Genomic DNA, 13976 nt, shown 5'->3' with positions numbered 1-13976 from the left:
ATGAATTTTATATGTAAATTATTCATTGGATTTTGTGTTTTTCTTGTTTTTTTGTCTTGTGATGAAAGTAAGAATTCAAAAAATTTGAAGTCGGTAAAAATTGGATATGTAAATTGGGGTGGAGAAACAGCAGCTACAAATGTATTGAAGGTTATTTTTGAAAAAATGGGTTACAATGCAGAAATATTTTCAGTTACCACATCCGTAATGTATCAATATTTAGCGTCTGGCAAAGTAGATGGCACAGTATCTTCTTGGGTTCCCACAGCTGATAAATTTTATTACGAAAAGCTGAAAACAAAATTTGTTGATCTTGGTGCAAATTATGAAGGCACCATTCAGGGGTTTGTGGTGCCAAGTTATGTTCCAATTTCTAGTATTAGTGAGCTTAAGGGTAAGGGTTCTAATTTCAAAAACAAAATGATTGGCATAGATGCTGGTGCGGGAACTCAGATTGTTACAGAACAAGCACTTGATTATTATGGATTAAGCAAAGAGTATGAGCTAGTTCCTTCAAGCGAGAGTGTTATGCTTGCAAGTTTGGATTCTTCAATAAAGAGAAATGAGTGGATTTTAGTTCCTTTGTGGAAGCCCCATTGGGCTTTTTCTAGGTATGATATTAAGTTTCTTGACGATCCTGATTTAATTATGGGGGGTATTGAGAGCGTGCACACTCTTGTTAGACTTGGTCTTGAAGAGGAGGATCTTGATGCATATTATGTTTTTGATCATTTTTATTGGAATGATGATTTAATATTACCTTTAATGAATAGGAATGATAAAGAGCCTGGCAAAGAGTATCGCAATGCAGTTGAATTTGTTGAAAAGAATAAAGAAATTGTAAAGATGTGGGTTCCAGAAAAATATAAGACTTTATTTGATTAATCTTTTTTGAAATTCTTTTAAAGATGTTAAAATAGGATTGTATTTAGGAATAAAATCATTTCCTCCTTTGAATAATGCATTACATCTTGTTATTCTTAGTGTCATTAATATTAATGCTGTTAGTAAGTTGTATTTTTTAAGACATTCAATTGAATATTTTGAGCAAGTAGGTTTGTATATACATTGTAGTCCAAATACTTTAGATAAAGTGTTTTGGTAAATTTTTATTAAAAAAATAAGAGTATAATTTAAGATAAAGAAAATCTTAAAAATGTTCATATTTAGAATTGTATTATATTATAATAATTAATCAAACGGATTGAAAATATTAATTAGGTTTTATAATTTTTATTACAAAGGTGGCTTCAAATTAAAAAATTTTTTTTAATTTTTGTGACTGTCTCTTTTTCTTTTGCTGAAATTATTCAAATATCACCCGAACAAGCTGTAAATATGGCCTTAAAAAGCAGCTTGGATTCAGAAAATGCTTTATATAAGGAAAATATAAAAAAACTTTATAAAAATAATGCATGGAATGTTTTTGTTCCAAATGTTAATCTTAGCTCTACACTCAGCAGGAATTCTTCTGCTTTGGGTGAGTTTGAGAGAGATTATTGGGGTTTGGGTTTTGGGGTTGCGATTAGTCTTTCTTTGTCTCCTTCTGTTTTAAAGAGAATTGAACTTGTTATGTTAGAGTATGAAAATGCAAAAATAGAAAGGGAGAGCGCTGTTCGTAACATTAAGCTAAATGTTCTTAAATCGTACAATCAATTGATAGCGCTAAAGAGTACTTTAAAAGTTTTTGAGAGTCAAATACAAAATAGTAAGCTTAAATTTGAGCAAGCTAGAATTGCTTATAATAATGGACTAATATCAGAAATAGATTTTCTTGATGCACAGCTTAAGCATAAAAAATCGCAACCAGATTTAGATGGTCAAATTATTAATTTTGAAAAATCGAAAGAAATTTTCAAATTATTAATAGGATTAGACCCGGATCAAGATTTTGAAATTATTGGAGAATTGCCAGACGAGACGATAAATTTTTCCGTATTTAATGAGGCGTTAGATTTTAATGAAGCATTAGAGATTAGAGAGCTAAATATGCGCTTAAAAACGGCAGAGCAGCTTATTGATTCGCTTTGGCTGGATACTTTTTTACCAAGTCTTTCGTTGTCATTTTCTTACTCTCCTTATAGATCATTTCATGAAAATTCTAAAGGTTTTTCAAGTGGATTTTTGGCGTCTTTTAGCTTAAATTATGGTTTAACTGAAATATTTCCATTTTCAAAGAGTTTCACAAAAATTCAAGATAACAATTACCAACTAAAAATATTGCAAAACAATATTGAAGCTAAAATTAGAAATTTAAAATCTAGTATTGTACAAAAAAGAAAAGATATTAGAAGATATAAAGCGATTCTTGATGCTTCTAAAATTAATGTAGAATTAGCCAATAAAAATTATCAAATGGCATTTAATGCTTTTAATTCCGGAGTCATGGATCTTTCTAAATTAAATGATATTGAGCTTGTTTATAAGCAGAGTGATTTGAAGTTCATTGAAGATAAATTGAATTATTCCAATTCTATACTTGAATATAAGGATTTAATAAATTCATTAGATTAAGAAGCATTAAGAGGTATTTTTATGAATTTGATTTTTAATATTAACTTATATTTAAAGAAATATTTTACACTTTTCTCATTAGGCTTAGTTTTAATTTTGGTTGCCTGTGTGGGTAAGAACAAGCTAGATGAAAAAAATATTAATAAAGAGAAGGAAAGTTCTTATAGATTTCCAGTAATTGCTATAAAAGCCAAAAAGGGAATCTTGAGCGATTATTTGTCTTTAAATGGAGATGTAGATACAAAAGTTAAGGCAGATATTTTCCCAGATGCTGCAGGTAAAATAACCTCTTTGAGAATAAAACTTGGAGCTTACGTTCAAAAGGGACAAATAGTTGCAACTCTTGATCCTTCAAGGCCTGGTTCTGTATATTTGAAAAGTCCAGTAAGAGCGCCAATCTCAGGATATATTTTAAATATTAGAAAAAAAATTGGTGAAACGGTTAATCCCCAGTCCAGCATAGCAGTGGTAGGAAGAATAGATGCAAAGCAAATTTTAACTTATGTGTCTGAAAAATACATTTCAAATATTAAGGTTGGAAATGATGCTATTATTGAGGTTGGAGCTTATCCTAACGAAAAGTTTAAAGCTAAAGTTTCAGAAATATCTCCTGTTTTAGATTCTAAAAGTCGCACTATTGAGGTATATCTTACACCTATTGGTAGTAATTTAGATAAACTGATTATTGGCATGTTTTCTAAAATTAAACTTATTACTAAACGCTTTAGAGATGTAATTAAAATTCCAAGAGAGGCTGTTGTTGAAAGAGAAGGTAAAAATTTTGTATTTAAGCTTGATTTAGAGGGTAAAAGTGTTCAAATGTTACCCGTTACAGTACTTTTTGAAATAGATAACATTGCAGCTCTTTCGGGCGAGGTTGAAGAGAATGATTTAATTGTAATAGAGGGTATGTCTACTCTTTCTAATGGAACTCTAATAAATTTGGTAGATACAAGAGAAGGTCTTTCAGCTGAAAGCAATATTTAATTTATTGGGAGATGTGTTATGTTGGTAAAGAGAATAGTTAGCAAACCAATAACAATGTTAATTTTATTTTCATTGTTAATGATGATAAGTTTGTATACCTTTTCAAGATTAAAAGTAGACCTTTTGCCTGGAATTGATATTCCTCAAATAAGTATTCATACTGTTTATCCTGGTGCTTCTCCTAGAGAAGTTGAAGAGAGTGTTTCTAGAGTTCTTGAAAGTGGCTTGAGTTCAGTAAAGAATTTGAAAAATATATATAGTATTTCTTCTAAAGAGAGTAGTACTGTTTCACTTGAATTTTATCATGGAACCGATTTAGATTTGGTTCTAAATGAAATTAGAGATGCTCTTGAATTGGTAAAGTCCTCATTACCCAGTAAATCGCAGACACCCAGAATTTTTAGATACAATCTTAAAAATATTCCTGTAATGGAAATTGTTATTAATTCTGTAAGGCCAGTTTCTGAGCTTAAAAGATATGCTGAAGAGATCATTAAACCTGGACTTGAAAGGCTTGATGGAGTTGCAATTGTTACTGTTAATGGCGGAAGCAAGAAACGCGTTTTAATTGAAGTTTCCCAAAACAGATTAGAGTCTTATGGGCTTTCTTTGTCAAAAATATCTTCGATTATAGCATCTCAAAATTTTGAACTTTCAGCTGGTAATATATTGGAGAACAACTTAGAATATTTGGTTCAGGTGTCTGGAAAATTTAAATCAATTGAAGAGATAGGCAATGTGGTCATAGCTTATAAGATACCAGACATTTCTTCTGGCATAAATTCATCTGCTATTGAGATAAAACTTAAAGATATTGCTAATATTAAAACCGATTTTGAAGATTTGTCAGAATATGTTGAATATAATGGTTTGCCTTCAATTTCTTTATCGGTTCAAAAACGTAGTGATGCTAATTCTATTGCAGTTTCTAACGTTGTTATGAGCGAAATAGAAAAATTAAAATTATCTATGCCTAAAGATATGAAATTGGAAATTGCTTCTGATAGTACTAATTTTATTAAAGCGTCCATTTCAACGGTTGTAAATTCAGCCTATTTTGGGGCTATGCTAGCAATATTTGTTATTTTTTTCTTTTTAAGAAGCTTTAGAGCCACAATAATTATTGGAATTTCTATTCCAATAGCAATTGTTTTGACCTTTTGTTTAATGTATTTTGTAAATATTTCTCTTAATATTATGAGTCTTGCAGGTCTTGCACTTGGGATTGGAATGGTTGTTGACTGTTCAATTGTTGTAATAGACAATATATACAAATATAGGCAAAAAGGAGCAAAGCTTATTTCATCTTCCATCCTAGGAGCTCAAGAGATGATGCTGCCTATTACATCTTCAACTTTTACTTCTATTTGTGTTTTTGGTCCATTTCTTATTTTCAAATCAGAACTTGGGGTATATGGAGATTTTTTTAAAGACTTTTCATTTACGATTGTTATTTCTTTGGGAGTTTCTCTTTTAGTTGCGATTTTTTTGGTTCCTGTTTTATCAAGCCATTATGTAGGTTTGTACACAAGTTTTCAAAAAAATATTAAGAGTGCTTTTATTAGAAAAATCGATGCTTTTTTTGCTAGTGTTTATTATTTTTTAGAATTTTTGTATATCAATTTATTAAATATAGTTTTAAATCACAAATTGATTTTTGGGCTTATTGTTTTTTTTAGTTTTATTGGTAGTTTGCTTTTAGGATTATTGTTAGATGTGACAACTTTTGATAGAGGAAAAGACAACTCAATTTTTATTAATTTGAATTTTCCTCATAAAACTAATTTGGAATATGCAAAATTTTATTCTAATAGATTTTTAGAAATTGTAAAAAGTGAGGCTAAAGGATATAAAAGCATTATTTCTACTTCGAATGCCGAGAGAATAACTTTCAACGTATTGTTTCCTCTTAAGGAGGAGTTAAAAGGCAAGTTAATTGAAAGTATAGATTACGATGCTATTAAGTATAAAATTATGAATCGTATTGGTAATCTTTATCCCGAATTTAATATTGAGTCTTCCAGCGGCAATGCTTTAGGTGGTGGAGATTCTATTAAAATTAAAATTTCAGCAAATGATTTCGAATATATAAAAGATTATGGAAAAACTTTAGTTTCTATGTTAAAAAAGGAAATTCCAGAACTTGTAAATCCAAGGCTTAGTGTAAGTGATTTTCAGCTTCAAATTAGTGTTGAGATAGACAGAGCGTTAGCATACAATTATGGTATTGACATGAATACCATTTTAAATGAGTTGAAGGCCAATGTTAATGGTGTTGTTGCTGGGCAATATGTAGAGAATGGGCTTAATTATGATATTGTTCTTAAGCTTGATAGAATGGATGTTCAAAATTTAAAAGATTTAGGAAAAATATTTATTACAAATCCATCTGGAGTTAAAATTCCTTTTTCGTCAATAGCTACCTTTGAAAAAGCTAATAAAGCCGAATCTATTTACAGAGAAAATCAGGCTTTAACTATTTATCTTAATGCGGGCATTTCTCCAAATGATAATTTAACTCAAATAACCGCAAAAGTTATAGATTTTATTAATAATAAAGTACCCCATAAAGAGGGCACAGCGCTTAAGGTTGAAGGAGAGTATAATGAATTTTCAAATATTATGAATCAGTTTAAAATAATTATTATGATGGCTATTATTGTTGTGTTTGGCATTATGGCTTCTCAATTTGAATCTTTCTTAAAACCTTTTATTATTATTTTTACAATTCCTTTAACGGCTATAGGAGTTGTGCTCATACATTTTCTTGCAGGAGAAAAACTTTCTATTTTTGCTGCAATTGGAATGCTTATGCTTGTTGGTGTTGTTGTAAATACGGGAATTGTTCTTGTAGACTATACTGGTTTATTGATCAAGAGAGGATTTGGCCTAAGAGAAGCAATTATTGAATCTTGCCGTTCAAGGTTTAGACCAATTCTAATGTCTTCTTTAACTTCAATAATAGGGCTTATTCCGATGGCATTTTCTAGTGGGAGTGGAAATGAACTTCTAAAGCCAATTGCATTCACTTTTATTGGTGGAATGACAGCTAGTACATTTCTTACTTTGTTTTTTATTCCCATGCTTTTCGAAATTTTTTCCAATATTGTTTCAAGTTTTAAACTTAGGTTAAAAAGAGTGTCGTCTAATGTAGATGTTGAAAAACCATTCGAAATTAATAATTTAACTAAAAGTAGTTATAATAATCTATTTGAAGAAGATGGGGATTGATATGATTAAATTTTATAGATATAGAATTGAAATAATTTCTAACTTATCTTTAGAGCTTGATGTTCTTGAATGTATGGAAAAAATAGAGCAAGAGTTAGGAGAGCCTATATATTATTCTAAGATAGAAAATGTTTACGGAAAAGGCAAGAAAGGGGAAAAACATGGAAATGGTGTTTGGCCTGAAGAAAATTTTATTTTGATTATTTATACCTCCAATCAATCTATTGTTAATAGGTTGAAAGATATTGTAGATAATTTGGATCGTTCTTACCCTACAGAAGGGATTAATTTTTTTGTTTTGAGGAATTAATGCTTGAGAGTAGAATTTTACTTACTTTTTTGGGTTTTCTGTAATAAGTAAAGAATTTCTCTTTTACACCTTATGTCTTTTGTTAAATTAATTATATTTCTTGCATTTCTAAAGAAAATAAAGAGATTTTTTAGAAAGAGTGACTGATTATCTTAAAGGTGATAAAATAAATCTTAGCAATAGAATTGTTTTTATATTTATAAAAACAATTTGATGTTTTAGGTATTTTGAGGAAAAATATTATTTGTGAAAACATTAAAACGGAAATTTAATTTTAGATTCTAAATTATTTTTTTATTAAATATTTTTTAAACTTTGTTTTGATTTTTCAAGTTTTTATTTTTATTAGCTTTTTGTATGTTTTTTACAGCAGGAGGCTTTGTAAATAATTTTTTATGAATTTATGGTTAATAATGATATAATAAACCATGTTAATTTTTGTTAAAAGGAGGATTATATGTCAATAGCAAAGGCATTCTTTGAAGTGGCTGATCAACAAAAGGATAAGATTGCTCAAATATATAAAGTTTGCAATGGATATGCCCATGTTACTTATAGCGACTTAAAAAACAATGTTTTAAAGCTTGCTTCCTTTTTAAAGTCAATCAATGTTAAACATCAAGATAAAATATTTATTTGTTCTGAAAATAGGGCCGAATGGACCGTGATAGATTTTGCAATTTTATCTTTGGGTGCCGTTGATATTCCAAAAGGTTCTGATGTTACTCTTTTTGAAGCTGAAATTATTTTTAACTCTGTTCTTCCATGTGTAGTTATTTTAGAAAATTTAAATCTTCTTGATATGTTTGTTCAAATTAAATTTGCAGTAAAACCGATATTTATTATTATTGAAAATTTAGCCAAAGAAGATAGATTAAAGTATAGTGATTTTGAAATTTATACTTATAGCGATTGTATTTCATTTGGGGAAAAATTAAGAAAGGACTTAGAAATTATTGACATTGCAAGTAAAGTTGATTCTAATGACATGGCAACAATAATATATACTTCTGGAACAACAGGTCATCCAAAAGGGGTAATGCTTAGTCATGCTAACCTTCTTTATCAGGTTTCTAGTTTTAGCTTAATGGTTGATACGCAAGTGGGTCAAATATTTATGTGCATTTTGCCAATTTGGCATTCCTTTCAAAGATCTTTTTCTTACAATATTTTTCTCAAGGGTATGGTTTGTTTATTTTCCACTATTGTTCCAAGGGCAATGCTTGATGATATTAAGAATATTAATCCTCATTATATTGCAGCTGTTCCTAGGCTTTGGATTGCAATAAGGCAAAATATTTACAAAGAAGTTTCTAAGAAACCGTTTATTTCTAGAATAATTTTTCATTTTTTTATAAAATTGGCATTTCTTAGTGATATTTGTTATAGATCGGTAATGGGGTTTTATCCGGACAATGGGTTTAGTTTATTTTTCCCTATAAAGAAAATTTTGGGAATATTTGGGTTAATCTTATTATTCCCTTTTAAAGCTTTGGGAAATATTTTGATTTTTAATAAAATAAATAAGATTTTAGGTAATAGTTTTGTTGTTGGAATTACTGGTGGCGGGAGCATGCCTTTATCTGTTGTTAGATTTTTTAATTCAATTGGTATTGAACTTGCTAATGCTTATGGATTGACAGAAACTTCTCCTGGAGTAGCTTCTAATAAGTATAAAAAAGTGATTATTGGGACTTGTGGTAAAATTTTACCTGGAACTGATGCTGAGATTAGAGATGCTGATGGAAATAAACTTAAAAAGCCCGGAAAAGGAATTTTGTTTGTAAAAGGACCCCAAGTAATGCTTGGATATTACAAGGACAAAGAAGCAACTTGTAGGATTATTGGTTCTGATGGTTTTTTAAACACAGGTGATATTGTAAAATTATCTAAGGACAATGTTGTTCAAATTATTGGCCGAGAAAAAGATACAATTGTTTTGAATAATGGAGAGAATGTTGAACCTGCTCCAATTGAGATTAAGCTTGAAGAATCAGCATTAATAGAAAAAGCGGTTGTTGTAGGGCAAGATCAAAAATTTTTAGGCGCTCTTATTCTTCCAAATTTTGAAGAAATAAATAAATATTTAGAAAGTGTTGGACAAAAAATTTTTGATGCTAGCAATAGACAACAAATTATTGCAAATAATATTGTTCTTAAGGCTATAAATGATGAAATAAAAAAATTAATCAATAGAACTAATGGGTTTAAGCCTTTTGAGCAGATATTGAAGTTTACTCTTTTAGAAAAACCATTTGAAGTTGGTAAGGAAATGTCAATTAAAATGGATATTAAGCGAAGCTATATTTTAAATTTTTATAAAAATGAAATTAAAAATTTATTTATCTGATTATTTTAAATACAGTTCAAGTTCTGCTATATCTTCTAATTTTGTATTGGGGGATATACTTTGCTTGTAGACAAATCCATCGCCATTTATTTTTATTTTTATGGTATTTTTATAGTATTTTAATATGTCTACTACTTCTCTTTTGGAAAGATTTATAAAATTGGGCAAGTGTGTGTCGTTTTTATAATTAGTAGTAATTTTAGGAATTTTGATTTTTGATGGCATTTTGATTTTTTTATATGCGCTTGTATTTTGTTGGTATTCAATAAATTCTATTATTTCTTTTGCCATTGGAGCTGCTATTCTTGTTCCATATATTATTTTTTTTGGATATCTGTATACAATGTAAATAATATATTTTGGTTGTTCTGTGGGGTATATTGCCAAGATAGAAGATGTATAGTCTTCTTCTGAGTATTTGCCGGTTTTTCTGTCAATAGCTTGAGATGTTCCGCTTTTTGCAGAAATGTCAAGGTTTTTAATTTTAAGATTTGGAATTCCACCTTTATTTACAACTTCTCTCATCATTTTTAAAACTTTTTGTGCTGAACTTTTGGATATTGCTCTTTTTATTTCTTCTTTATCAAATTCTTTAATAATTTCTTCTTTATTGTTGCTTATTTTTTTTATTATTCTAGGTTTTAACATTATTCCATTGTTGCCTAGTATGCTTGCAGCTTGTAATATTTGAACCGCTGACACCCCTATTTCTTGTCCAAATCCAATTGTAGCTTTACTTCGTCCTGACCATTTTGAGTAATGATTTAAGAGTCCTTTTGTTTCTCCGGGAAATGGAAATCCAACTTTTTTACCAAATCCAAAATCTAAAAGTTTTTTGTAAAAGTATTCATTGCTAACTTTATCGGTAATGTAAGCTATTCCTACATTTGATGAATAAATTAAAATCTCTGTAGAGTCGATATACTTATAGGGAGGATTTAAAGTTTTGATTGTAATTTTTTCTCCCGATGGAAATTGTTTTTGATATATTCCGTTGTCTAAAAATTTTTCTTCTAAATTTAATTTTCCACTTTCTAATATTATTGCAACTGTAAAAATTTTATTAATACTTCCAGGCTCATAGGTTAACGAAGAAGAAAGGTTTTTTCGTATTTCTTCAGGATATTCAGAATAAAAGTTTGCATCATATTGAGGAAATTGAACCATAGACAATATTTCTCCATTTTGAGAGTTCATTACTAAAGTAATTAAACTTTCAGGATTATTTTCTTCAAAGTATTTTTTAGCTATTTTGCTAATACCTTGTTGTATATTCATGTCTATTGTTAAGTAGATGTTGTTTGTTTCTAATTCTTCATTTAAAAATTGTTGTTTGGTCTGATCTTTTCCTAATATACTATTTAGAGAAAATTCAATACCCTCAAGGCCAAGATTATCTGTTCCCACAAAGCCAGTAATATTACTTGTAGCATGGCGGAAAGGATAAATTCTTGTGTAATCAGGATATAAAGCAATGTTTGAGAGTCTGCCTTCAGCTTGAATTCTTTTAATTAAATCCGATTCTTCCCTTTTTATTTTTCTTTTTATATATAAAAATCCTTTATTGGAAGAGAGCTTTTCCTTTAAAATTTTTGAATCAATTTGGAGTATTGCACCAAGAGTTTCAGATGTACTGACAATATTTTCTATTTTTTGAGGATTTGTTCCAATTGAGTAGGACTTTGAAGAGAATGCTATTGGTTTGCCATTTCTATCGTAAATTGTTCCTCTTCTGACAATATCACTTGACTTTGAAGATATCATGTTGTCTGGGATGTTATTGAAGACCATTAGTGTGAAATATTTGTAAATAGTTAGCAGTGTTATGCCTAAGAATATTGTTAATATTGTTTTTATTCGATATTTGTTATTAAGTATTCTTTTGGTCATGAATTTTGGACCTCTTAAATTATTTTATGATTATATGAAGTAAAAAATTATTCATTTTTTTTTGTATCTATATTATTATATGTTATTATATTCTGAAAAAGTAGATACTATGTAGCGAGGGTATAATGTAATGGATATTAAAACTTTAAAAGGCTTTAAAGATTATTTACCGAAGGATTCTTTGATTCGAATTCATATTGTTAGGCAGATATTTAGTATTCTTAATTCTTATAATTTTGAGTTAATAGATACTCCAGTCCTTGAATATTCAGAGCTGCTTTTAAAAAAGGGTGGGGATGAGACTGAAAAGCAAATTTATAGATTTAAAGACAATGGAGGCAGAGATGTTTCCATGCGATTTGATTTAACTGTTCCTTTTGCTAGATTTATTGCTACAAATATTTCTGGTTTAAAATTTCCTTTCAGACGTTCTCAATTTGGAAAAGTTTTCAGAGGAGAAAATTCTCAAAAGGGTAGATACAGAGAATTTATGCAATTTGATTTTGATATAGTTGGAGAGGATAGTTTTAGAGGCGATGCTGAGATTCTTTCTGTTGTGTATTATGGACTTGAAGAGATTTTTTTGAATTTTATAGAAGGCATTAATAAAAAATTTATTATCCATTATTCTCATCTTGGTATATTAAATTCTTTTTTTGAACAGTTGGGAATTAAAGAAAAATCTATTTTTATCTTAAGAAATATTGACAAAATAGATAGAATAGGAATTGAGAAGGTTAAAGAGGAGTTGCTTCTTGAAATCGAAGAAGAAGCAGTAGATTTAATCTTAAGTTTAGTGAACTTGCAAGGTACTTTTAAAGATAAAATAAAAACCCTGAAAAGTATTTTAGGCGATAACAACGAATCTATTAAGAGAGTAGAAGATGTTTTCAAGCACCTTAGTTTATTAAAAATTCAAGATTCTTTTAACTTAAATCTTAAAATAGCGCGTGGGCTTGATTATTATACAGGAATTGTTTTTGAATCTGAGGTGTTTGGTAGTAATATGGGAAGTGTTTGTAGTGGGGGAAGATATGATAATTTAGTTTCTTCGTTTTCGAATTCTATTCAAAAAGTTTCAGGAATTGGGGGATCTTTTGGTGTTGACAGAATAAAGGATATAATTGATCTTGAAAAGTTTAGTTATATTAAAATATTTGTAACTAAGGCTAGATCTAAAGTTTTAATTGTAAACCTAGATAGTGCTTTGCAAAATTATTATTATGAACTTGCTACTAGGTTTAGAAATCATGATTATTCTAAGATCAAAAATATTTCTTGTGAAGTATATTTTAAAAATAAAAATGGTAAAAATATTAAAGAGCAAATAGAATATGCTTTAAGCAAAGAGATAAGATTTTTAGTTTTTGTTGGTCAAGAAGAATACAAGGAAAATAAAATGAAAGTAAGAGATTTAACGAAAAAAGAAGAGTTGCTGCTTTCTTTTGAAGAGTCAATAAATCTTATTAAATGTAATGAAAAGTTGCTGTGCACTCCTTTTTAATCTTAAATGTTGATTGTATTGAAAAATTTTAGCAAAGATATTAAGATTAATTTTCATTTTTATCTATTTTTCTAATTGTTATTGCATTTAAGGCAAGTTTATTATTTTTGTATTCTATTTGTCCAAGTATTTCAACACTGTCTTTAAAATCAATATCAATATCAAAGGTTGTTTTTGTTGGGATAATTCCCGAGAGTACATTTTTGTTGTATCCCACGTAAAAGTCGAACTGAATTATGTTGTCTTTTTTTTCGACATTATTTACTACGCCTTCCCATTTTACATATACGTTTGAATAGATTGATGGATCTTTTTTAATATCTTGCAAGTTTAGATATTCATTAAAGCTAATAAAATCTGGTCTTGATATAAAACTTGCAAGATTTTTGGCTTTTAGTTTTATGGATTCGGATGCATTTGAATTTAATATTTTGTTTATTTCTACTCTTGCAAAATTATCTTTTCCTGTTTTTAAATAAGCTTTGATTTTTTCAAAAGAATTTTTAATTTCATCGCTGGTTAGTATTAATATAAATTGGCCTTCTTCATTTTTTATTTTTTCTTTGCTATTTATTTTAATGCCGTCAATGTAAGCAGCAATGTTGTTTAAATTTTTGTTTATTTCTGTTTTTCGATTTGTGGATATTGTTATTTTTTGTTCATAAAAAATAAAATAGATTGCTAACATTGAAATAAATACAATGCCCCCAATAGCAATTATTATGATTAACTTTGTTAAAATTTTATTGGGTATTGCCTTAATTGTTGGAAACAGTTTCTCATATAAGTTGCTATTTTTTAAAAAAACGGATCCTTTGATAGGATTTTTTCGAATAATTTCAAGAGACAGCTCTGATCGATCGACTTCTTGATTTTCTTCTATCATTTTAAGCCATATTTGAATAGCTTTTTCTTCTTTGCCTTGGCTTACTAAAAGTATAGCAATAGCTTGTTTTATATTTGATTCGCTAGGGTTTAAAGTGTAAGCTTTTTTAAGATATGTTTGAGCATTGCCAAGGTTTCCAATACGAAGATAAGACATTCCTAAGACATAGTGATACAAATAGTAATTTTTGTAGAAAAAAATTTCTTTTTCTAGGAGCTTTATTGCTTGTGAATATTTTTTTGAATTATAGTAATAAATAGCCCTGTTAATAATTTTATTAGGTTCCATATAGCTAGAATTTGAC

10 protein-coding genes are annotated in these 13976 nt (G+C 28.6%); 7 read left to right on the top strand and 3 right to left on the bottom strand.

The genetic code is table 11. The features are described 5' to 3' along the window. Positions 1-885, top strand: coding sequence for a glycine betaine ABC transporter substrate-binding protein (locus QIA27_RS01220; RefSeq protein WP_301353441.1), 885 nt, complete (start codon positions 1-3; stop codon positions 883-885). Here the strand turns inward: QIA27_RS01220 and yidD are convergent. Next, on the bottom strand, positions 874-1164 hold the full coding sequence (gene yidD, locus QIA27_RS01215; RefSeq protein WP_301386241.1) for a membrane protein insertion efficiency factor YidD: 291 nt from the start codon (positions 1162-1164) through the stop codon (positions 874-876). The genes QIA27_RS01220 and yidD overlap by 12 nt on opposite strands. Before the next feature lie 114 nt (positions 1165-1278). On the opposite strand from yidD, the gene QIA27_RS01210 reads away from it, so the two are divergent. The 5 genes from QIA27_RS01210 to QIA27_RS01190 all read left to right on the top strand — a co-directional run bounded on the left by QIA27_RS01210 (position 1279) and on the right by QIA27_RS01190 (position 9392). Then, positions 1279-2514: a TolC family protein gene (locus tag QIA27_RS01210; protein ID WP_301386240.1), complete on the top strand. Its 1236-nt coding sequence runs from the start codon at positions 1279-1281 to the stop codon at positions 2512-2514. Positions 2515-2535: 21 nt separating this feature from the next. Further along, the gene (locus QIA27_RS01205) at positions 2536-3501 is read left to right on the top strand and encodes an efflux RND transporter periplasmic adaptor subunit (protein WP_301403479.1); all 966 of its coding nucleotides are present in this window, start codon (positions 2536-2538) and stop codon (positions 3499-3501) included. An 18-nt stretch (positions 3502-3519) separates the two neighbouring features. Beyond that, positions 3520-6732 (top strand): efflux RND transporter permease subunit, encoded by a 3213-nt coding sequence (locus QIA27_RS01200; protein WP_301403478.1) that lies wholly within the window; start codon positions 3520-3522, stop codon positions 6730-6732. 1 nt (position 6733) lies between these two features. Beyond that, complete coding sequence (locus QIA27_RS01195; protein WP_301353436.1) at positions 6734-7042, top strand: PG0541 family transporter-associated protein; 309 nt, start codon at positions 6734-6736, stop codon at positions 7040-7042. A gap of 457 nt (positions 7043-7499) precedes the next feature. Beyond that, complete coding sequence (locus QIA27_RS01190; RefSeq protein ID WP_301403477.1) at positions 7500-9392, top strand: AMP-binding protein; 1893 nt, start codon at positions 7500-7502, stop codon at positions 9390-9392. On the opposite strand, the gene QIA27_RS01185 is transcribed toward QIA27_RS01190, so the two are convergent. Beyond that, positions 9393-11282 carry a penicillin-binding protein gene (locus tag QIA27_RS01185; RefSeq protein WP_301403476.1) on the bottom strand — a complete coding sequence of 630 codons (1890 nt, stop codon included), beginning with the start codon at positions 11280-11282 and terminating at the stop codon, positions 9393-9395. Positions 11283-11412: 130 nt separating this feature from the next. Here QIA27_RS01185 and hisS point away from each other — a divergent pair, with 130 nt between their 5' ends. After that, positions 11413-12786: a histidine--tRNA ligase gene (hisS, locus tag QIA27_RS01180; protein ID WP_301353433.1), complete on the top strand. Its 1374-nt coding sequence runs from the start codon at positions 11413-11415 to the stop codon at positions 12784-12786. A gap of 46 nt (positions 12787-12832) precedes the next feature. Here the strand turns inward: hisS and QIA27_RS01175 are convergent, their stop codons facing one another. Next, complete coding sequence (locus QIA27_RS01175; RefSeq protein ID WP_301353432.1) at positions 12833-13960, bottom strand: hypothetical protein; 1128 nt, start codon at positions 13958-13960, stop codon at positions 12833-12835. Positions 13961-13976: the final 16 nt, after the last annotated feature.

The organism is [Borrelia] tanukii, assembly GCF_030439725.2.
Taxonomy (GTDB): domain Bacteria; phylum Spirochaetota; class Spirochaetia; order Borreliales; family Borreliaceae; genus Borreliella; species Borreliella tanukii.
This window is presented reverse-complemented; position numbering and strand designations above follow the sequence as displayed.